The sequence below is a fragment of the Escherichia sp. S10b genome, assembly GCF_028421345.1.
GTDB lineage: Bacteria > Pseudomonadota > Gammaproteobacteria > Enterobacterales > Enterobacteriaceae > ECMA0423.
This window is the reverse complement of sequence record NZ_JAHZSO010000169.1, coordinates 126,512-146,594: the sequence shown is the minus strand read 5'-3', so window position 1 is coordinate 146,594 and position 20,083 is coordinate 126,512. Positions and strand designations below refer to the sequence as shown.

At 51.4% G+C, this 20,083-nt stretch carries 17 protein-coding genes; 6 read left to right on the top strand and 11 right to left on the bottom strand.

Translation table 11 applies throughout. The annotated features are described in order from the left end of the window. Positions 1–42: 42 nt before the first annotated feature. Entirely contained in the window at positions 43–3,489 is a 3,447-nt protein-coding gene (mfd, locus tag FTE26_RS18795) for a transcription-repair coupling factor (RefSeq protein WP_001299842.1), read from the bottom strand. Positions 3,490–3,616: 127 nt separating this feature from the next. Continuing rightward, complete coding sequence (locus FTE26_RS18790) at positions 3,617–4,690, bottom strand: acyltransferase family protein (protein WP_000810253.1); 1,074 nt, start codon at positions 4,688–4,690, stop codon at positions 3,617–3,619. A 261-nt stretch (positions 4,691–4,951) separates the two neighbouring features. On the opposite strand from FTE26_RS18790, the gene lolC reads away from it, so the two are divergent. Genes lolC through cobB form a run of 5 tightly spaced genes read left to right on the top strand, consistent with a single transcriptional unit; the run spans position 4,952 to position 9,866 of the window. Next, positions 4,952–6,151 (top strand): lipoprotein-releasing ABC transporter permease subunit LolC, encoded by a 1,200-nt coding sequence (gene lolC / locus FTE26_RS18785; RefSeq protein WP_000284709.1) that lies wholly within the window; start codon positions 4,952–4,954, stop codon positions 6,149–6,151. Beyond that, positions 6,144–6,845, top strand: coding sequence for a lipoprotein-releasing ABC transporter ATP-binding protein LolD (lolD, locus tag FTE26_RS18780; RefSeq protein ID WP_001033694.1), 702 nt, complete (start codon positions 6,144–6,146; stop codon positions 6,843–6,845). Before lolC ends, lolD begins: the two co-directional genes overlap by 8 nt. Continuing rightward, positions 6,845–8,089: a lipoprotein-releasing ABC transporter permease subunit LolE gene (gene lolE, locus FTE26_RS18775; RefSeq protein ID WP_001251348.1), complete on the top strand. Its 1,245-nt coding sequence runs from the start codon at positions 6,845–6,847 to the stop codon at positions 8,087–8,089. The genes lolD and lolE overlap by 1 nt, the downstream gene beginning before the upstream one ends. A 28-nt stretch (positions 8,090–8,117) precedes the next feature. Further along, a complete protein-coding gene (gene nagK / locus FTE26_RS18770) occupies positions 8,118–9,029 on the top strand; it encodes an N-acetylglucosamine kinase (protein WP_000291270.1) in 912 nt (303 codons plus the stop codon). A 15-nt stretch (positions 9,030–9,044) separates the two neighbouring features. Beyond that, on the top strand, positions 9,045–9,866 hold the full coding sequence (gene cobB, locus FTE26_RS18765) for a Sir2 family NAD+-dependent deacetylase (RefSeq protein WP_000952736.1): 822 nt from the start codon (positions 9,045–9,047) through the stop codon (positions 9,864–9,866). Positions 9,867–10,004: 138 nt separating this feature from the next. Here cobB and FTE26_RS18760 read toward each other — a convergent pair whose 3' ends face one another. The 6 genes from FTE26_RS18760 to potA are packed head-to-tail and all read right to left on the bottom strand — an operon-like array spanning position 10,005 to position 15,120. Next, a complete protein-coding gene (locus FTE26_RS18760) occupies positions 10,005–10,793 on the bottom strand; it encodes a TPM domain-containing protein (RefSeq protein WP_000713472.1) in 789 nt (262 codons plus the stop codon). After that, complete coding sequence (locus FTE26_RS18755) at positions 10,790–11,251, bottom strand: DUF3592 domain-containing protein (protein WP_000076381.1); 462 nt, start codon at positions 11,249–11,251, stop codon at positions 10,790–10,792. Before FTE26_RS18755 ends, FTE26_RS18760 begins: the two co-directional genes overlap by 4 nt. Positions 11,252–11,308: 57 nt before the next feature. Beyond that, positions 11,309–12,355 (bottom strand): spermidine/putrescine ABC transporter substrate-binding protein PotD, encoded by a 1,047-nt coding sequence (gene potD / locus FTE26_RS18750; protein ID WP_000759309.1) that lies wholly within the window; start codon positions 12,353–12,355, stop codon positions 11,309–11,311. Next, complete coding sequence (potC, locus tag FTE26_RS18745; protein WP_000580316.1) at positions 12,352–13,146, bottom strand: spermidine/putrescine ABC transporter permease PotC; 795 nt, start codon at positions 13,144–13,146, stop codon at positions 12,352–12,354. The genes potD and potC overlap by 4 nt, the downstream gene beginning before the upstream one ends. Next, the gene (gene potB / locus FTE26_RS18740; RefSeq protein WP_000799401.1) at positions 13,143–14,000 is read right to left on the bottom strand and encodes a spermidine/putrescine ABC transporter permease PotB; all 858 of its coding nucleotides are present in this window, start codon (positions 13,998–14,000) and stop codon (positions 13,143–13,145) included. Before potB ends, potC begins: the two co-directional genes overlap by 4 nt. Continuing rightward, positions 13,984–15,120: a spermidine/putrescine ABC transporter ATP-binding protein PotA gene (gene potA / locus FTE26_RS18735; RefSeq protein WP_000531594.1), complete on the bottom strand. Its 1,137-nt coding sequence runs from the start codon at positions 15,118–15,120 to the stop codon at positions 13,984–13,986. Before potA ends, potB begins: the two co-directional genes overlap by 17 nt. A 249-nt stretch (positions 15,121–15,369) precedes the next feature. On the opposite strand from potA, the gene pepT reads away from it, so the two are divergent. Then, entirely contained in the window at positions 15,370–16,599 is a 1,230-nt protein-coding gene (gene pepT, locus FTE26_RS18730; protein WP_000359438.1) for a peptidase T, read from the top strand. Between the two features lie 145 nt (positions 16,600–16,744). Here pepT and roxA read toward each other — a convergent pair whose 3' ends face one another. The 3 genes from roxA to phoP form a co-directional block, all read right to left on the bottom strand. Continuing rightward, positions 16,745–17,866, bottom strand: coding sequence for a [50S ribosomal protein L16]-arginine 3-hydroxylase (gene roxA, locus FTE26_RS18725; protein WP_000456506.1), 1,122 nt, complete (start codon positions 17,864–17,866; stop codon positions 16,745–16,747). A 75-nt stretch (positions 17,867–17,941) separates the two neighbouring features. Beyond that, the gene (phoQ, locus tag FTE26_RS18720; protein ID WP_000735412.1) at positions 17,942–19,402 is read right to left on the bottom strand and encodes a two-component system sensor histidine kinase PhoQ; all 1,461 of its coding nucleotides are present in this window, start codon (positions 19,400–19,402) and stop codon (positions 17,942–17,944) included. After that, positions 19,402–20,073 (bottom strand): two-component system response regulator PhoP, encoded by a 672-nt coding sequence (phoP, locus tag FTE26_RS18715; RefSeq protein WP_001265481.1) that lies wholly within the window; start codon positions 20,071–20,073, stop codon positions 19,402–19,404. Before phoP ends, phoQ begins: the two co-directional genes overlap by 1 nt. Positions 20,074–20,083: the final 10 nt, after the last annotated feature.

Here is a 20,083-nt window from a genome sequence, read left to right as displayed (position 1 = left end):
AAATGTTGCAGATGGGGGCGCAGAAACGCCCCCGATTTACCATTAAGCGATCGCGTTCTCTTCCAGTTCACGCATAAACTGGCGTACCCATTCGATACGCGTTTTCCGCTCACTCAAATCCTGAATAAATTTCAGGCGCGTCGGACCATCAAGGCGGTAATGCTGCGGCTGTTTTTGCAGCAAACCAATCAACCAGGCCGGATTAACGTGATTCTTCTCGGCAAATTCGATCACCCCGCCTTTCTCATTACCTTCCAGCTTCCTGATCCCCAGTTTCTGCGCTTGCTGGCGCAGACGGGCAACATCCAGCAGGATACGCGCCGGATCCGGCAGCAGGCCGAAGCGATCGATAAGCTCGACTTTGATCTCTTCCAGTTCGTTTTCCGTTTTGGCGCTGGCAATACGTTTATAGAACGACAAACGCGTATTCACGTCAGGAATGAAATCATCTGGCAATAGCGACGGCATCCGCAGCTCGACTTCTGTTTGCTGGCTGGTGAGATCTTCCAGCGACGGCTCGCGTCCGGCTTTCAGTGCATCGACGGCGTTTTCCAGCAACTCCATATACAGCGAGAAACCGATGGTTTCCATTGAGCCGCTTTGTTCTTCGCCAAGCAGTTCACCCGCGCCGCGAATCTCCAGATCGTGCGTTGCCAGCGCAAAACCTGCCCCGAGATCTTCCAGCGAGGCAATCGCTTCAAGACGTTTTTGTGCATCGGTAGTCATCGCTTTTGGATGCGGCGTCAGCAACCATGCATATGCCTGATGATGCGAACGTCCGACGCGACCGCGTAACTGGTGCAGCTGCGCCAGACCGAAGTGATCCGCACGTTCAATGATAATGGTGTTGGCTGTCGGGATGTCGATCCCGGTTTCGATAATGGTGGTACAAACCAGCACGTTGAAACGTTGATGATGGAAATCATTCATCACCCGTTCCAGTTCGCGCTCGCGCATCTGCCCGTGACCGATGGCGATCCGCGCTTCTGGCACCAGTTCTGCCAGCCGTTCGGCGGCTTTCTGAATGTTTTCCACATCATTGTAGAGATAATAAACCTGTCCTCCACGCAAAATTTCACGCAGGATCGCCTCCCGGACCACCAGGCTGTCATACTCACGGACAAAGGTTTTAACTGCCAGACGACGGGCGGGCGGCGTGGCGATAATCGACAGGTCACGCATTCCGCTCATTGCCATATTCAGCGTACGTGGGATCGGCGTTGCAGTAAGCGTCAGAATATCCACGTTCGCGCGCATCGCTTTAATACGCTCTTTATGACGCACCCCGAAGCGGTGTTCTTCATCGACAATCAGCAGGCCTAAATCTTTAAACTTGACGTCACTTTGCAGCAGTTTGTGCGTACCGATCAGAATATCGATTTTCCCTTCCGCCACTTCCGCAAGGATTTGCGTCTGCTCTTTGGCGCTGCGGAAACGGGAGATCATTTCGATACGTACCGGCCAGTTGGCGAAACGGTCGCGGAAGTTGTCGTAATGCTGCTGCGCGAGAAGGGTGGTAGGCACCAACACCGCCACCTGCTTGTGGTTATCTACTGCCAGGAAAGCGGCGCGCATCGCCACTTCTGTTTTACCAAAGCCAACATCGCCGCACACCAGACGATCCATTGCCAGCGGCTGACACATGTCGCTAAGTACCGCATTAATGGCCTGCGCCTGATCCGGCGTGGTTTCAAACGGGAAGCTGTCGCAGAACAACTGATACTGCTCACGATCGTGTTTAAACGCGAAGCCCTCTTTGGCGGCGCGTTGCGCGTAGATATCCAGCAATTCCGCCGCCACATCACGCACTTTTTCCGCCGCTTTCTGCCGCGCGCGTGACCACGCATCGCCGCCAAGTTTATGCAGCGGGGCGTTTTCTTCCGCGCCACCTGCGTAACGGCTAATCAGATGCAGTGACGACACCGGAACATACAGTTTGGCGTCGTTGGCATAGGTGAGCATCAAATACTCGCCAGTAATGCCGCCCGCTTCGAGCGTGGTCATTCCGGCATAGCGCCCGACACCGTGCTCCAGATGGACCACCGGCTGACCAATATGCAGCTCCGCAAGGTTACGGATCAGTGTATCGGGGTTGATGGTGCGGCGAGAATCCTGACGACGGCGGGCAACACGTTCACCGAGCAGATCGCTTTCGCAGATCAGCGCCAGATTACGCACCTTATCGACAAAACCATGTTCGGCAGCGCCAATCATCAGATAACGCCCACGGTCGCTGGCTTCATCAAGACGCATAATGCGTTGCGGAGCAATTTTAATTCGTGCGAGCAGTTCACCCAGCGCTTCACGGCGACCTTCACTTTCTACCGAGAACACCACCGGACCGTCGAAAGTCTCGAGGAACTTACGCAGCGCATCCAGCGGCGCTTTTTGTTGCGCCTGAACGGCCAGGTCTGGCAGTTTCTGGAAACCTAAATTGGCATTCGCGGCTTTTGTCGGTAAATGTTCAGTTTTTAGCTGCACCCGGGGCCAGTTTTTCAGCTCTGAGAAGAGCTCGTCCACCCGCAGCCAGAGCGATTGTGGTGGCAACAGCGGGCGCATCGGATCGACGCCGCGATTCTCAAAACGCGCCAGCGTGTCAGCCTGGAAACGTTCGGCACTGGTTTCCAGATCGCCAGTATTCACGAGCAAGGTATTGGCAGGGAAATAACTGAACAGCGGCGGCAGTGGTTCGCTGAAGAACAATGGCTGCCAGTACTCGATCCCGGCAGGTAATGTGCCTTTACTCACTTGCTGGTAAATATGTTCCGGATCGCGCTTCACTTCGAAGGTATCGCGCCACTGGCTGCGGAACAGTTCAATTGCCGCTTTATCGGTCGGAAATTCGTGCGCGGGCAGCAGATTGATCGCTTCTACTTCCTCCAGCGTGCGCTGGCTGTCGACGTCAAACACCCGCAGGCTGTCGATTTCATCATCAAAGAAATCAAGACGATAAGGCAGCTCACTCCCCATCGGGAAGAGATCCAGCAACGCGCCGCGCGTGGCGTATTCGCCGTGCTCCATCACCTGGTCAACATGGCGATAACCGGCGCTGTCCAGTTGGGTTCGTAATGCATCTCGTGACAGGCGCTGACCTTTTTTCATCACCAGCGCATGACCGTGGAGAAAACTGTGTGGGCAAACGCGCTGCATAAGCGTATTCACCGGAACAATCAGTACGCCACGCTGCATCGTCGGTAGCTGGTAAAGGGTGGAAAGGCGCGAGGAGATAATGTCCTGATGAGGCGAAAAACTGTCGTAGGGAAGAGTTTCCCAGTCCGCCAGATTCATCACCATCTGATCGGTGAACTGGCTGATTTCATCATGCAAACGCAGAGCATTTTGCATATCTGGTGCAATGAGTACCACCGGACCGGCGTGACGTTCGGCAATTTCCGCTACCAGCGTTGCACAGGCTGCGCCGGTTAACTCGCCCAGCAGACGCTGCTCACCCGCTTTGACGGGCAGCGTATAACGATATTGTTCAGGCATAACGGTTGTCAGATTCTCGTTAGGATATGCCTCAACATATGGGGGCATATCTCTGATAAGCAATGCTGTTCATTATCCGTAATCGACATGGTTTAGCAAATTGAATCGCCCCGGCTGGGGCGATGGCTTAGCGGGAGTAACTGACGGCAGCGGGCAGTGAAGGCGGGGAGAACAACAGATCGCTGAATGCACGCTGTGAAAGTTTTCTTACCAGCAAGCCCGCAACAGTACAGATGAACAAACTGACAAAGGGATAAACCAGCAGGAGTGTCAGTTCGACTTGCGGCGACCAGCGTGCTGCGTTCATTTGCGCAAGCAGAGTTAAGCTGAATATTTCAACCAGAATGCGATGGGTGGTGTAGATAGCAATGGTGTTGGAGCCAATCACATTCAGCAGGCTGGTGGAGCGCATACCGAATCGTTGCTCGTATTGATAAAACAGCTTCATGATCACCACAATCGATACCAGCGACAACAGCAGCGAGATAGTAAACAACCAGGCACCGACCGCCAGAACGGTAAGCAAAGAAGCCATCAGCAGATGGCGGCGCAACGGCACCTCTTTAACACAGGTCATTATTGTTGCGCCAAACCATGCGCCAAGGCTGTAATAAGGCAAATTGCGGATCACACTGTTCATTCCCCACCACGGCGTGGGAACGAAATTAACCGCCACACTCAACAGTACAAACAAGGCGAATAGTGGCAGCGCCAGACGGCTAAAAATTTTACATACCACGAAATAGACAATTAACGCATACAGATACCACAAGCTGGTGCTGGCGGTGATCATCCCGTGCAGGAACTCACCGGTGGAATCGGCATAAGCGGCATTGGAGGCATTGCTTAAATCGCGCTCAGGTGCCAGCCACTGGTTCAGCGCACTTAACGCCAGCCACTGCACCACGCCCCAAAGCGCCAGCACCCAGAAGATGTTCCAGATCCGTTTATCGAGACAATTTCCCCACGGTACGCTGTCGATATAGCGGCGAATCAAATAGCCGGAAATAAAGAAAAAAACCGGCATACGAAAGGGGGCAAGGTAAAGATTGAAATAGATCCAGCATTTGCTCAGGACTTCCGATAACGGATGCTGAAAAGTGGTCAGATGCGGATAAAAGGTAATGACCGAGTGATAAATCACCACCAGACAAATACATAACCCTTTGATCTGGTTAATCCATAGCTCTTTTTGTTTCATCAGGACAACACGCTCTTTTTTAATTTACATGCGGTTGATCCTGCGGGTTATGACCCGAGGTGTAATGGGTATCTGTCTGTATTGGATGATTTTTCAGATTAAGATCAGGCGGCAAGATTGATGATAAAACATGGCAATTTAGCCGATTGATTTACGGGGGCTTTTCAGATTAGCCCTGACGATCACTTACAGTTCAGACGTTTACCCATCTTGCTTTCGCTTATATACTCGTGTCTTTGCTACAGCAACCAGACGGATTTCATGTACCAACCTGTCGCTCTATTTATTGGCCTGCGTTACATGCGTGGGCGTGCAGCGGATCGCTTCGGTCGTTTCGTCTCCTGGCTTTCTACCATCGGCATTACCCTCGGGGTGATGGCGCTGGTCACAGTATTGTCAGTGATGAACGGCTTTGAGCGCGAGCTGCAAAACAACATCCTTGGCCTGATGCCACAGGCAATTCTCTCTTCTGAGCATGGCTCTCTTAACCCGCAGCAACTCCCGGAAACGGCAGTCAAACTGGACGGCGTTAATCGCGTCGCACCTATTACTACCGGTGATGTGGTACTGCAAAGCGCGCGCAGCGTGGCGGTCGGGGTGATGCTCGGTATCGACCCGGCGCAAAAAGATCCACTAACGCCGTATCTGGTCAATGTGAAACAAACTGACCTCGAGCCGGGGAAATATAATGTCATCCTCGGCGAACAACTTGCCTCACAGCTAGGCGTTAATCGCGGTGATCAAATCCGCATGATGGTACCATCTGCCAGCCAGTTCACGCCGATGGGGCGTATTCCAAGTCAGCGCCTGTTCAATGTGATTGGCACTTTCGCCGCCAACAGTGAAGTCGATGGCAATGAAATGCTGGTGAATATTGAGGATGCCTCGCGTCTGATGCGTTATCCGGCAGGCAATATTACCGGCTGGCGTTTGTGGCTGGATGAGCCGCTGAAAGTCGACTCATTAAGTCAGCAAAAACTGCCTGAAGGCAGCAAATGGCAGGACTGGCGTGATCGTAAAGGCGAGTTGTTCCAGGCCGTACGCATGGAAAAAAATATGATGGGTTTACTGCTGAGCCTGATTGTCGCCGTTGCGGCGTTTAACATTATTACCTCACTAGGGCTGATGGTAATGGAGAAGCAGGGCGAAGTAGCGATCCTGCAAACGCAAGGCTTAACTCCGCGACAAATCATGATGGTCTTTATGGTGCAAGGGGCCAGCGCCGGGATTATCGGTGCGATCCTCGGAGCGGCGCTTGGCGCCCTGCTTGCCAGCCAGTTAAATAATCTGATGCCGATAATCGGCGTCCTGCTTGATGGCGCGGCGCTGCCGGTCGCTATCGAACCTTTACAGGTCATTGTTATTGCGCTGGTGGCGATGGCTATCGCGCTGCTGTCTACGCTTTACCCTTCATGGCGCGCTGCCGCCACTCAACCCGCTGAGGCTTTACGTTATGAATAAGATCCTGTTGCAATGCGACAACCTGTGCAAACGCTATCAGGAAGGCAGTGTGCAAACCGATGTGCTGCACAATGTCAGTTTCAGCGTCGGCGAAGGTGAAATGATGGCGATCGTCGGTAGCTCTGGTTCCGGTAAAAGCACCTTGCTGCACTTGTTGGGCGGGCTGGATACGCCAACCTCCGGCGATGTGATCTTTAACGGTCAACCGATGAGCAAACTGTCTTCGGCGGCGAAAGCAGAGCTGCGCAACCAGAAGCTGGGCTTTATTTATCAGTTTCACCACCTGCTGCCGGATTTTACCGCCCTGGAAAACGTGGCTATGCCGCTGCTGATTGGCAAGAAAAAGCCCGCTGAAATCAACAGCCGTGCACTTGAGATGTTAAAAGCGGTGGGGCTGGATCATCGTGCGAATCACCGCCCATCTGAACTTTCTGGCGGCGAACGCCAGCGTGTGGCGATTGCCCGTGCGCTGGTGAATAACCCGCGCCTGGTACTGGCGGATGAACCTACCGGTAACCTCGATGCGCGTAACGCCGACAGCATCTTCCAGTTGCTTGGGGAATTGAATCGCTTGCAGGGCACCGCCTTCCTGGTGGTTACTCACGACCTGCAACTGGCGAAACGTATGAGCCGCCAGTTAGAAATGCGTGATGGTCGTCTGACGGCGGAACTGAGCCTGATGGGGGCGGAGTAATGGCGATGCCTTTATCGTTATTAATTGGCCTGCGTTTTAGTCGCGGACGGCGGCGCGGCGGCATGGTGTCGCTGATCTCCGTTATTTCTACCATTGGCATTGCCCTCGGCGTGGCGGTATTGATCGTCGGCTTAAGCGCGATGAACGGCTTTGAACGCGAACTGAACAACCGTATTCTGGCGGTGGTGCCGCATGGTGAAATCGAGGCGGTGGATCAGCCGTGGACTAACTGGCAGGAAGCACTGGATCACGTGCAAAAAGTGCCGGGTATTGCCGCTGCCGCGCCGTATATCAATTTCACCGGGCTGGTGGAAAGTGGCGCGAATCTTCGCGCAATCCAGGTGAAGGGCGTTAACCCGCAACAGGAACAGCGTCTGAGCGCATTACCCTCGTTTGTCCAGGGCGATGCGTGGCGCAATTTTAAAGCGGGCGAACAGCAAATTATCATCGGCAAAGGCGTGGCGGATGCGCTGAAAGTGAAGCAGGGGGATTGGGTGTCGATTATGATCCCCAACTCGAATCCCGAGCATAAACTGATGCAGCCAAAACGTGTGCGTTTGCACGTTGCCGGTATTTTGCAGTTGAGTGGTCAACTCGATCACAGTTTTGCCATGATCCCGCTGGCGGATGCCCAACAATATCTTGATATGGGTTCCAGCGTGTCAGGTATTGCCCTTAAAATGACGGATGTTTTCAACGCCAATAAGCTGGTACGCGATGCGGGTGAAGTGACCAACAGCTATGTTTATATTAAAAGTTGGATTGGTACTTACGGCTATATGTATCGCGATATCCAGATGATCCGCGCCATTATGTATCTGGCGATGGTACTGGTGATTGGCGTGGCCTGTTTCAACATCGTCTCCACCTTAGTGATGGCGGTGAAAGACAAGAGTGGCGATATCGCAGTATTAAGAACGCTGGGGGCGAAAGATGGTTTAATTCGCGCCATCTTTGTCTGGTATGGATTGCTGGCAGGGCTGTTCGGCAGCCTGTGTGGGGTGATTATCGGTGTGGTGGTTTCACTGCAACTTACCCCGATTATTGAGTGGATTGAAAAGTTGATCGGTCATCAGTTCCTCTCCAGCGATATCTATTTTATTGATTTCCTGCCATCGGAATTGCACTGGCTGGACGTCTTCTACGTACTGGTCACAGCATTGTTGCTGAGTCTTTTGGCAAGTTGGTATCCGGCGCGGCGCGCCAGTAATATTGACCCTGCGCGAGTCCTTAGCGGCCAGTAAAGGCAGTACATTAAAACAAGGAGCGGCAATGTATTACGGGTTTGATATTGGTGGAACAAAAATTGCGCTTGGCGTGTTTGATAGCGGTCGGCAGTTGCAGTGGGAAAAGCGGGTGCCGACACCGCGTGACAGCTATGACGCATTTTTAGATGCAGTGTGTGAGCTGGTAGCTGAAGCTGACCAACGTTTTGGCTGTAAAGGTTCTGTCGGCATCGGTATTCCGGGAATGCCGGAAACAGAAGATGGTACGCTGTATGCCGCCAATGTCCCCGCTGCCAGCGGTAAACCGCTGCGTGCCGACCTGAGCGCACGTCTTGATCGCGATGTACGCCTTGATAACGATGCCAACTGTTTTGCCCTTTCAGAAGCCTGGGATGATGAATTTACTCAATATCCACTGGTGATGGGGTTGATTCTCGGCACCGGCGTTGGCGGCGGGCTGATTTTCAACGGCAAACCGATTACCGGTAAAAGCTACATTACCGGCGAGTTTGGCCATATGCGTCTGCCGGTTGATGCGTTAACCATGATGGGGTTGGATTTCCCGTTACGCCGCTGCGGCTGTGGTCAGCATGGCTGCATTGAAAATTATCTGTCTGGTCGCGGTTTTGCGTGGCTGTATCAACACTATTATCATCAACCGTTGCAGGCTCCCGAAATTATTGCGCTTTATGATCAAGGCGATGAGCAGGCAAGGGCGCACGTTGAGCGTTATCTGGATTTATTAGCGGTTTGTCTGGGAAATATCCTGACCATTGTTGACCCTGACCTGGTCGTCATTGGTGGTGGCTTATCGAATTTCCCGGCAATCACAACGCAACTGGCGGACAGGCTGCCTCGTCATCTCTTACCTGTAGCTCGTGTTCCGCGCATTGAACGCGCGCGCCACGGTGATGCGGGAGGAATGCGTGGTGCGGCCTTCCTACATCTAACCGATTAAACAACAGAGGTTGCTATGCTGTCGCGTCGGGGTCATCGGTTAAGTCGTTTTCGTAAAAATAAACGCCGCCTGCGCGAGCGTTTGCGTCAGCGTATTTTTTTCAGAGATAAAGTGGTGCCGGAAGCAATGGAAAAACCAAGAGTACTCGTACTGACAGGGGCAGGGATTTCTGCGGAATCAGGTATTCGTACCTTTCGCGCCGCAGATGGCCTGTGGGAAGAACATCGGGTTGAAGATGTGGCAACGCCGGAAGGTTTCGATCGCGATCCTGAACTGGTGCAAGCGTTTTATAACGCCCGTCGTCGACAGCTGCAGCAGCCAGAAATTCAGCCTAACGCCGCGCATCTTGCGCTGGCTAAACTGCAAGACGCCCTCGGCGATCGCTTTTTGCTGGTAACGCAGAATATAGACAACCTGCATGAACGCGCAGGTAATACCAATGTCATTCATATGCATGGGGAATTGCTGAAAGTTCGTTGTTCGCAAAGTGGTCAGGTTCTCGACTGGACCGGAGACGTTACGCCAGAAGATAAATGCCATTGTTGCCAGTTCCCGGCACCCTTGCGCCCGCACGTCGTTTGGTTTGGCGAAATGCCACTCGGCATGGATGAAATTTATATGGCGTTGTCGATGGCTGATATTTTCATTGCCATTGGTACTTCCGGGCATGTTTATCCGGCGGCTGGGTTTGTTCACGAAGCGAAACTGCATGGCGCGCACACCGTGGAACTGAATCTCGAACCAAGTCAGGTCGGTAATGAATTTGCCGAGAAATATTACGGCCCGGCAAGCCAGGTGGTGCCTGAGTTTGTTGAAAAGTTGCTGAAGGGATTATAAAGCAGGAAGCATTGCCTGATGCGCTACGCTTATCAGGCCTACAAGGGGACGCAATTAATTGAATTTGCGGGTTTTGTGGGCCGGATAAGGCGTTCGCGCCCCATCCGGCATAATACACGCGCACTTTTCCGGCCTCTTTTATCGTTTACTCGTCAATAACAATGCGGCAATAAACGTACAGACACCAATTAGCCCTGCCCAGAGTGGCGATATTCTGGTAATCGCAAAGCTATTATCGATATACAAACATAAAGCCTGATAACCCATATTGGCAATAGTCATCGCCACTGCAAATTTTAACGCATAAATAAAACGAGTCGTGTAGCAAAAGATCCAGGAAAATAAGATAAACGTCGCAGCCCAGGCGATAAAACCTAATGTGTTGGTGCTGCCGGGGGGAGCATTTTCATGCTGTTGTCCTGGATGCGGATAATACGTCAGTGGCGGCGTCGGTTGTTTTAATATCTGTGCTTGTAGAACAGCCAATGCATTATTGATTCCCTGATACCAGAGATCTGCATTTAAATAAGCCAGCGTGTGATTTTCTATCAGAAGGCCGAGATGTTTATCGTCCAGACCACTTTCAACCTGGCCGTTGGTGATCATAATTAACCGTGGTTCGCGGGTAGTAAATAGTAACAGAACACTTCCTTTTACATTACTCAATGAAGATGACGCATGCGCCAGCATCGCTTTACCATTTTGTCTGAGACTGGCTTCATTATTAATGTCGGGTAAAATCACAATAAACGGTGCAATTCCCGTTTGTTGGCGAAAAAGCTCGGCTTTACGTGCGATCTCTTCAGCATCCGGTACAGTACCGGTAACATCCGTAAAAAGTGTCTTCATTATTGGAATCAATGGTTTACTGGTTGCTACCAGAGGCAGGAGTATCAGTAAACTGAGCAGTATAATGAATTTTTTCATGGGCGGGACTTCCGTTTCCTGCGAGATTTTTTGGTGGAGGGGAGCGTGATTATCAGACCGACACTACCGAAAATAATGCCTGCTATGCCAACAAAGCCCCATTTAAAAAAATTAACCCAGGGATTGTTTATTTCGGCTTGTTCTGGATGCCCTGGCGGATAATAGACATTGACTCTGTCACCTTCGCTATCTTCATAAAAATCACTACCGATATTCGAATTGAAAATTAGCGTGTAATCTGGCGTAGGGCGAAAGGCAACCACTGGATACCAGGAACCATTATCATCGACGTCGTTTGAGTGATTGTTGTACCAAACGGCATCAACAATGATTCCTTCTGTATGAACCGCGCTTTTGGTAAAAGTAAAATGGTAATAAAAGATGATTGCAGAAATAACGAGCAATATCAGACCGATACCGAGAAAAGCGCGGGATAACACTTTACTGTCCTGACTCATTAGCCACATCCTTGCTAACTAAAAAACGGGCGGTAATACCACCGCCCGCTTGCTGAATTAACGTCCTGCTTTCAGCTTCTGATAATACTCTTCATAAATGCTGCTGGCTGCGCCAACGTCATTCTGCCATTCGCCATTTTTAATGGTTTCAGCATCGGGGTAGAGCGTTTTATCGTTCGCCACTTCTGGACTTAACAGCTTACGCGCCGCAAGGTTTGGCGTTGGATAACCGATAGTTTCAGCAACCTGTTTTGCCACATCCGGGCGCAGCAGGAAGTTGATCAATTTCAGCGCGCCTTCTTTGTTTTTGGCATTTGCCGGGATCGCCAGGCTGTCCATCCAGAATATGCCGCCTTCTTTCGGCCACACCACGTCAATTGGCGTACCCGCCTGGCGTGCAACGAAAGCAGAGCCGTTCCAGATCATGCCGAGGTTAACTTCGCCTTCCATGTACGGGTTAGCCGGGTTATCGGAGTTAAACGCTGCGACGTTTGGCATCAGTTTTTTCAGCTCGTTATATGCAGCTTCAATCTCTTTCGGATCGGTAGTGTTACCGGAGTAGCCCAGTTTGCGCAGCGCCATCTGGAACACTTCACGGGCATCGTCGGTCAGCAGCAGGCTACCTTTGTACTCAGGCTTCCACAGATCGGCCCAGCTGGTAACGGATTTCGGATCTACCGCATCACCGTTAACGCCAATCGCCGTCGCCCCCCAGATATACGGAATGGAGTAGTCGTTATTCGGGTCAAACGGCTTGTTGAGCATGTCTGGATCGAGGTTGCTGAAATTGCTTAACTTCGACTTGTCGATCTTCTGGATCATCCCTTCTTTACGCATTTTATCGACGTAATAGGTTGAAGGAACCACCAGGTCGTAGGCACCGTCTTTGTACGTTTTCAACTTGGCGTACATGGTTTCGTTCGACTCGTAAGTCGAATAGATAACCTTAATACCGGTTTCTTTGGTGAACTGTTCAAGCAGTCCTGGCGGCACGTACTCGGTCCAGTTGTAGAAATACAGCGTATTGTTGTCATCGGCGTGAGCGGCGCTCATGCCCAGTGCCAGAGCACCCGCCGCGAGCAGGTGGCGTGACCATTTTTTCATTTAACGTCCCCTGTGTTACCTTTCGTTTTATCACGAGCAATAAGCTGGCTGGCAATTACCATCACCAGCGACAGCACCAGTAATATGGTTGCCAGCGCGTTAACTTCCGGCGATACGCCGACTTTGACCATCGAATAAATTTTTAACGGCAGAATTTCATAGCTTGGTCCGGTGACGAACGAAGAAACTACTACATCGTCCATCGACAGGGTAAAGCTTAACACCCAGCCCGCCGCCACCGCAGGCATTGCCAGTGGCAGAATGATTTTTCGCAGAATGGTAAATTCACTGGCACCGAGATCTTTCGCCGCTTCCAGCATCCGCACGTCAAAACCTTTCAGGCGCGAATACACCGTCACCACCACAAACGGCAGGCAGAAGGTGATATGCGAGAACAGCAGCGACCAGAAGCCAAGCTGAATACCCAGCAGCATAAACAGCACCAGCAGAGAAATCGCCATCACAATATCTGGCGACATCATCACCACAAACAGCATTCCGCTAACGAACGGCTTACCGCGAAAGCGATAACGGTACAGCGCAACTGCCGTCAGTGAACCGATAAGCGTAGCAAACGTCGCCGAAAACACCGCCATTGTTAGTGAATGCTGTGCTGCCTGTAACAGGCTGTCGTTGTTCATCAGCAGGCTATACCATTTGGTGGTAAAACCCTGCCAGTTGATGCCAAAGCGCGAGCTGTTAAAGGAGTTCACAATCAAAATAATGATTGGGATATACAGGTACGCGTAGATAGCGGTCATAAAACCGCCGCGAAGCAGTCGACCGATCATTCGAGTTCCACCTTCTTATTCAGCAAACGAGAAGCGCGCCAGTAAACCAGCAACATCAGGCCCATTACGATAGTCAGCGTAATGCTGGTGGCTGCACCAAACGGCCAGTCACGAATATTGAGGAACTGTACTTTGATGACGTTACCGATCAGCAGGTTTTTCGCACCGCCCATCAGGTCGGACACATAGAACAGGCCCATCGCTGGCAGCATCACCAGCAGACATCCGGCAATAATCCCCGGCATCGTCAGTGGGATAATGATGCGGATAAAGGTCTGCAACTTGCTGGCACCGAGATCGCGCGCCGCCTCAAGCAAAGGCTTATCCAGTTTTTCGATACTGGAGTACAGCGGCATCACCATAAACGGCAGCAGAATGTAAACCAGACCGATAATCACCGCACTGGGCGTGAACATGATACGGATTGGTGTGTCGATAACGCCCAGCCAGAGCAAAAACTCGTTGAGATAGCCTTTGGTGCTGAGGAAAATTTTCAGCCCGTAGATACGAATCAATGAGTTGGTCCAGAAGGGAACAATCAGCAGAAACAGCAGCAGCGGACGCACCTTGTGTGGCAGCTTCGCCAGAAACCAGGCAAACGGGTAGCCCAGCACCAGGCAGGCGAGGGTGGCGATCAGCGCCATATTCAGCGAGTGCAATAGCACTTCAAAATAGAGCGGATCGAGCAGACGCGTGTAGTTATCCAGCGTAAAGACCATTTTGACGAAACTGGCGTCGTCGCGGGTCAAAAAGCTGGTGCCAATGATCATCAGGTTGGGCAGAAAGACAAACAACACAAGCCAACCGACAATAGTGACAATCACTACATTCTGGAACTTACTTGTGTTCTTCATCAGCCAGTACGACCTCCCAGCTTTCTACCCAATTAATGGCCATTTTTTGGTCGAGAGAGTGGTCAAAGTCAGGGTCGTCTTCATTGAAGAATTCGCTGACCATCACCATCTTGCCATTTTCCAGTTCAACAACCGACTCCAGCGTCATGCCTTTGTAGTTACGCTCACGAACGTAACCAATCAGCCCTTCAGCGTGGTTGTCGTCGTTAATCTCTTCAACACGTAAGTCTTCCGGGCGCAGCAGAACATGCAGTTTTTGCCCCGGTTCAACGGCGAAGTTAACGTAGATATTACATTCGCGGCCTTCAACGTTGGCGCGTACGCGCTGCTCGTCGAGTCGCTCGATCACCGTAGCGTTAAACATATTAATTTCGCCAATGAACCCGGCAACAAACAGGTTTTTCGGCTCTTCGTAGATTTCACGCGGCGTGCCGTCTTGCTCAATGCGACCATCGCGCATCACCACAATCCTGTCTGACATGGTGAGTGCTTCTTCCTGGTCGTGAGTCACGAAGACGAATGTAATGCCAAGCTTACGCTGTAACGCTTTCAGCTCGTTCTGCATTTGCTTGCGCAGTTTGTAATCCAGCGCTGAGAGCGACTCATCCAGCAACAACAGACGAGGCTTGTTAACCACCGCGCGGGCAATGGCGACGCGTTGCTGTTGACCACCAGAGAGCTGATGCGGTTTACGTTGAGCGAAGGTTTCCAGTTGCACCATCCGCAGGGCTTCCATCACGCGGGGCGTAATTTCAGCAGCGGGGGTTTTTTGCATGCGCAACCCAAAGGCCACATTTTCGAACACGGTCATGTGGGGGAAAAGTGCGTAGCTTTGGAAAACAGTGTTCACATAGCGGTTTTCCGCCGGAACGTGGGTGATGTCCTCGTTATCCAGCATGATGCGTCCGGAATCAACAGTTTCCAGACCTGCAATCAGGCGAAGAACGGTTGTTTTACCGCAGCCAGAAGGGCCAAGCAGCGTGAGGAACTCGCCATTGTTGATAGTCAGATCCAGCTGGGGAATGACCTCTTTACCATCAAAGCATTTGCGAATTCCCGCCAATTGCACCAGCGGTGAAAGCGAACTCGGTTGTTTATTCAATTTTTTACTCTGTCCCATGTAAACGCAACGGATGGCTTACCGATGCGGGGTTTGTGGTTAACCACCTTGGTGACTCTTAATGAGGGCGGTAATTCTACGGCAAACCGCTTGAATCGCCAATCTTTGTTGTGAATTACTGGCTTAGCTTTATATTCATTAAGGTAATGCTGATAAATATTCCCGCTTGCAGGGGTAAAAGTGACCTGACGCAATATTTGTCTTTTCTTGCTTCTTAATAATGTTGTCACAAAAAGTGAGGGTGACTACATGGATAAACTACTTGAGCGATTTTTGAACTACGTGTCTCTGGATACCCAATCAAAAGCAGGGGTGAGACAGGTTCCCAGCACGGAAGGCCAATGGAAGTTATTGCATCTGCTGAAAGAGCAGCTCGAAGAGATGGGGCTTATCAATGTGACCTTAAGTGAGAAGGGCACTTTGATGGCGACGTTACCGGCTAACGTCCCTGGCGATATCCCGGCGATTGGCTTTATTTCTCATGTGGATACCTCACCGGATTGCAGCGGCAAAAATGTGAATCCGCAAATTGTTGAAAACTATCGCGGTGGCGATATTGCGCTGGGTATCGGCGATGAAGTTTTATCACCGGTTATGTTCCCGGTGCTGCATCAGCTACTGGGTCAGACGCTGATTACTACCGATGGTAAAACCTTGTTAGGTGCCGATGACAAAGCCGGTATTGCAGAAATCATGACCGCGCTGGCGGTATTGCAACAGAAAAACATTCCGCATGGTGATATTCGCGTCGCCTTTACCCCGGATGAAGAAGTGGGCAAAGGGGCGAAACATTTTGATGTTGATGCCTTCGATGCCCGCTGGGCTTACACTGTTGACGGTGGTGGCGTAGGTGAACTGGAGTTTGAAAACTTCAACGCCGCATCGGTCAATATCAAAATTGTCGGTAACAATGTTCATCCGGGCACGGCGAAAGGAGTGATGGTAAATGCGCTGTCGCTGGCGGCACGTATTCATGCGGAAGTTCCGGCGGATGAAAGCCCGGAAATGACAGAAGGCTATGAAGGTTTCTATCACCTGGCGAGCATGAAAGGCACCGTTGACCGAGCCGATATGCACTACATCATCCGTGATTTCGACCGTAAACAGTTTGAAGCGCGTAAACGTAAAATGATGGAGATCGCCAAAAAAGTGGGCAAAGGGTTACATCCTGATTGCTACATTGAACTGGTGATTGAAGACAGTTACTACAATATGCGCGAGAAAGTGGTTGAGCATCCGCATATTATCGATATCGCCCAGCAGGCGATGCGTGACTGCGATATTGAACCGGAACTGAAACCGATCCGCGGCGGTACCGACGGCGCGCAGTTGTCGTTTATGGGATTACCGTGCCCGAACCTGTTCACTGGCGGTTACAACTATCATGGTAAGCATGAGTTTGTGACTCTGGAAGGTATGGAAAAAGCGGTGCAGGTGATTGTCCGTATTGCCGAGTTAACGGCGCAACGGAAGTCGTGATTGCCCGATGCGTATGTGGACTGCCAATTACCGGGATGAAACCGTTATATTGATACTGGTCCACATACTTATCGTGCCTACAGGCGTTCAGTGCATGTAGGCACGATAAGGCGCAATCAGCGCCGCATCCGGCTTAAATCTAAACTTATCCTTCGAAGAACCAGTATCCGCTATTGACCAGCGCCGCGAGCATCGCGAGGAATGACGGATCTTCCAGCGCATCACCAAAATTCTCCGCGGTCAGCGCAATGTTGCTGGCGAGTGCATCCAGTGCCGGACGGTGCGGGGAATCGATCTTCTCACCATTGGCATACACGTCGTCGCCAATGCGCAATACGCGCAGACCACCCAGGCGCACCAGCACTTCACCTTGTTTCAGCGCATCGTAGATTTCATCCGGCTGATAAGGCGGCTCTGGCGGCGCGATATCCAGTTCATGACGTGACTGGGATATAAACTCGCCAAACCATTGCTTAAAGTGTTCCGGCTGGTTGATCAATTCGAGCATCATCTCACGCAGTTTATCCATCTCTTGCGGCAGAACATCCGCAGGATGAGCGCGAGGTGGAACATCCGGATCGCTGTAGTAGTTGCCGCCCAGTTCACGTTGCAGCACATAATCGGCAAATCCGCTAATTAATTCCCGCGTATTTGGCGCGCGAAAACCCACGGAATAGTTCATCGCATTTTCCAGCGCGTAGCCTTCATGCGGGAATCCTGGCGGAATATAAAGAATATCGCCAGGCTCCAGCTCTTCATCGATGATGGCTTCGAACGGATCGACTTGTAACAGATCCGGGTGCGGACAGTGCTGTTTCATTTGCAGCTTTTCGCCCACTCGCCAGCGACGACGGCCGGTACCCTGAATGATAAACACGTCGTACTGATCGAGATGCGGGCCGACGCCGCCGCCCGGTACAGAAAAAGAGATCATCAGATCATCAATACGCCAGTCCGGTAGTTCACGGAACGGTCGCATCAGCGCGGCGGTCGGCTCATGCCAGTGGTTCACTGCCTGTACCAGTAATGACCAGTTGGTTTCACCGAGATGATCGTAGCTTTCGAACGGGCCGTGGCTGACCTGCCATTTGCCATCCTGGTGACTGACCAGTCGACTGTCGACTTCGCTTTCCATCGCCAGACCCGCCAACTCGTCTGGAGAGATCGGGTCAATAAAATTATTAAAGCCGCGTTTTAACACCACCGGGCGTTTCTGCCAGTGACGTTCAAGAAAATCGGGCCAGTTAAGAGTGAGTTGGTATTCCATGTTAAGCATCCACAGGCTGGTATCTGCAACCGATTATAACGGATGCTTAACGTAATGCGTGAAGTATGGACATATTTATTCATCTTTCGGCGCAGAATGCTGGCGACCAAAAATCACCTCCATCCGCGCACCGCCCAGCATGCTCTCTCCGGCGACGATTTTACCCTCATATTGCTCGGTGATTTCGCGGGCTACCGCCAGCCCTACACCTTGTCCAGGGCGTAAAGTATCAACCCGTTGACCACGGTCGAAAATGACCTCTCGCTTGCTTAATGGAATACCGGGGCCATCATCCTCGACCACAATATAGAGATGCTCGTCGGTTTGCCTTGCAGAAATTTCGACAAACTCGAGGCAATATTTACAGGCATTATCCAGCACATTGCCCATCACCTCGACAAAATCGTTCTGCTCACCGACAAAGCTGATCTCTGGCGAAATATCGAGAGAGATATTGACCCCTTTGCGTTGATACACTTTGTTCAGCGCCGAGGTGAGATTGTCCAGCAGTGGGGCGACCGGATGCAGCTCGCGGCTGAGCAATGTCCCGCCGCGCATACTGGCACGATGCAGGTAGTAGCCAATTTGCTGTGAAATGCGGCTGATTTGCTCCAGCATTACCGGCTCAGCATCACTGACGCTCATCTTCTCACTACGCAGAGAACGTAGCGTACTTTGTAGCACCGCCAGTGGCGTTTTCAGACTATGGGTCAGGTCGGTGAGCGTCGTACGGTATTTGTCGTAACGTTCGCGTTCACTTTTTAACAATCGGTTCAGGTTTCGTACCAGACTGGTCAGTTCTCGCGTTGTGGCTGGATTGAGCAATTCGCGGTTATGTTCTTCCAGTTCGCGGACTTCTTTTGCCAGGGCTTCGATGGGGCGTAAACTCCACCAGGCGGCGACCCACAGCAGCGGGATCACTAACAGCAGATTGGCTGAGAGCACGTAGATAAACCAGCTCCAGACCATATAGGAACTTTTTAGCTCCACCGGAATGGTATCCACCACCACAATGGTTAACTTTGGCATCCGCGATGTTGCCGGGTAGACGTTTACCGCCACCGAGTGGGTCATCTCCGCGTCGTCATCATCTTCCCGCACTTCCTGCAACTGTTGCTGTATCGAATGATCTCCACTCAGCAAGAGGCTGGTATCGTTAACATCCGCTTCAATTTCATGAAAACCATTCGATTTCAGCCAGTCAGGCTGGATCATCTTCATCAGCCAGGGCACGTCACGTTGCGCCCATAAAAGCTGCCCGTTCTCATCATAAATTAGCGTCATGGTGGGGCTTTGCTTGTCGATATTTTCGGGTAACTCGACATGCAACTTATTGTTTTCCCACTTCGCAAGGGTATAGAACAGATTGCTCTCGCCACGTAACAGCCGAAACGTAGTTTTATCGAAACTGACGCTATAACCGATCAGCGCGACCATTCCGTAGGCAAGCGAAAGCACCAGTACTACCGCTGCCGTTGCCAACAGAAAACGTACCCGCAGCGAGAGCGGGAAAAAAAGACGCAGTAATTTTTTCATCAGCGCAATTCGAACAGATAGCCCTGGCCGCGAACGGTGGTAATGACTTCTTGCGGATATTGTGCCTGAATTTTTTTGCGCAGACGTCCCATCAGTACATCAATGGTATGGCTTTCCCGCAGCTCCGCGTCCGGATAGAGTTGTAGCATTAACGAATCTTTGCTGACCACTTTGCCATTATTGCGTATCAACGTTTCCATAATGGTGTATTCGAACGCGGTCAGTTTGATCACTTCGTCATTAATAGATAATTCACGGCGAGAGAGATCAACCTGAAACGGGGGTAGCGAAATGACCTGTGAAGCCAGACCGCTATTACGCCGCATTAATGCCTGCATTCGCGCCATCACCTCTTCAATATGAAACGGTTTAGTCACGTAATCATCAGCACCAGCACTTAATACTTCGACTTTGTCCTGCCAGCTTTCACGGGCGGTTAATACCAGAATCGGCAGTGAAACATCATTGCTACGCCAGCGGCGAATCAGTGACAGACCGTCCTCGTCTGGCAATCCGAGATCGACAATCGCAATATCCGGTAAATGTTCATTGAGATAATAATCGGCTTCTTTGGCATCTTCTGCGTCATCGACCTGATGACCAGCATCCTGAATCTGAACTTTAAGGTGGTGACGTAACAACGCATTGTCTTCAACAACCAGTACGCGCATTTTTATTTCT

Excerpts from the sequence above, each read along its gene's own strand:
- nagK (WP_000291270.1), top strand. The coding sequence starts at position 8,118 with ATGTATTACGGGTTTGATATTGGTGGAACAAAAATTGCGCTTGGCGTG.
- FTE26_RS18790 (WP_000810253.1), bottom strand. The coding sequence starts at position 4,690 with ATGAAACAAAAAGAGCTATGGATTAACCAGATCAAAGGGTTATGTATT.
- FTE26_RS18760 (WP_000713472.1), bottom strand. The coding sequence starts at position 10,793 with ATGAAAAAATTCATTATACTGCTCAGTTTACTGATACTCCTGCCTCTG.
- pepT (WP_000359438.1), top strand. The coding sequence starts at position 15,370 with ATGGATAAACTACTTGAGCGATTTTTGAACTACGTGTCTCTGGATACC.
- roxA (WP_000456506.1), bottom strand. The coding sequence starts at position 17,866 with ATGGAATACCAACTCACTCTTAACTGGCCCGATTTTCTTGAACGTCAC.
- potD (WP_000759309.1), bottom strand. The coding sequence starts at position 12,355 with ATGAAAAAATGGTCACGCCACCTGCTCGCGGCGGGTGCTCTGGCACTG.
- mfd (WP_001299842.1), bottom strand. The coding sequence starts at position 3,489 with ATGCCTGAACAATATCGTTATACGCTGCCCGTCAAAGCGGGTGAGCAG.
- potC (WP_000580316.1), bottom strand. The coding sequence starts at position 13,146 with ATGATCGGTCGACTGCTTCGCGGCGGTTTTATGACCGCTATCTACGCG.
- lolD (WP_001033694.1), top strand. The coding sequence starts at position 6,144 with ATGAATAAGATCCTGTTGCAATGCGACAACCTGTGCAAACGCTATCAG.
- cobB (WP_000952736.1), top strand. The coding sequence starts at position 9,045 with ATGCTGTCGCGTCGGGGTCATCGGTTAAGTCGTTTTCGTAAAAATAAA.
- FTE26_RS18755 (WP_000076381.1), bottom strand. The coding sequence starts at position 11,251 with ATGAGTCAGGACAGTAAAGTGTTATCCCGCGCTTTTCTCGGTATCGGT.
- potB (WP_000799401.1), bottom strand. The coding sequence starts at position 14,000 with ATGAAGAACACAAGTAAGTTCCAGAATGTAGTGATTGTCACTATTGTC.
- phoP (WP_001265481.1), bottom strand. The coding sequence starts at position 20,073 with ATGCGCGTACTGGTTGTTGAAGACAATGCGTTGTTACGTCACCACCTT.
- lolC (WP_000284709.1), top strand. The coding sequence starts at position 4,952 with ATGTACCAACCTGTCGCTCTATTTATTGGCCTGCGTTACATGCGTGGG.
- lolE (WP_001251348.1), top strand. The coding sequence starts at position 6,845 with ATGGCGATGCCTTTATCGTTATTAATTGGCCTGCGTTTTAGTCGCGGA.
- potA (WP_000531594.1), bottom strand. The coding sequence starts at position 15,120 with ATGGGACAGAGTAAAAAATTGAATAAACAACCGAGTTCGCTTTCACCG.
- phoQ (WP_000735412.1), bottom strand. The coding sequence starts at position 19,402 with ATGAAAAAATTACTGCGTCTTTTTTTCCCGCTCTCGCTGCGGGTACGT.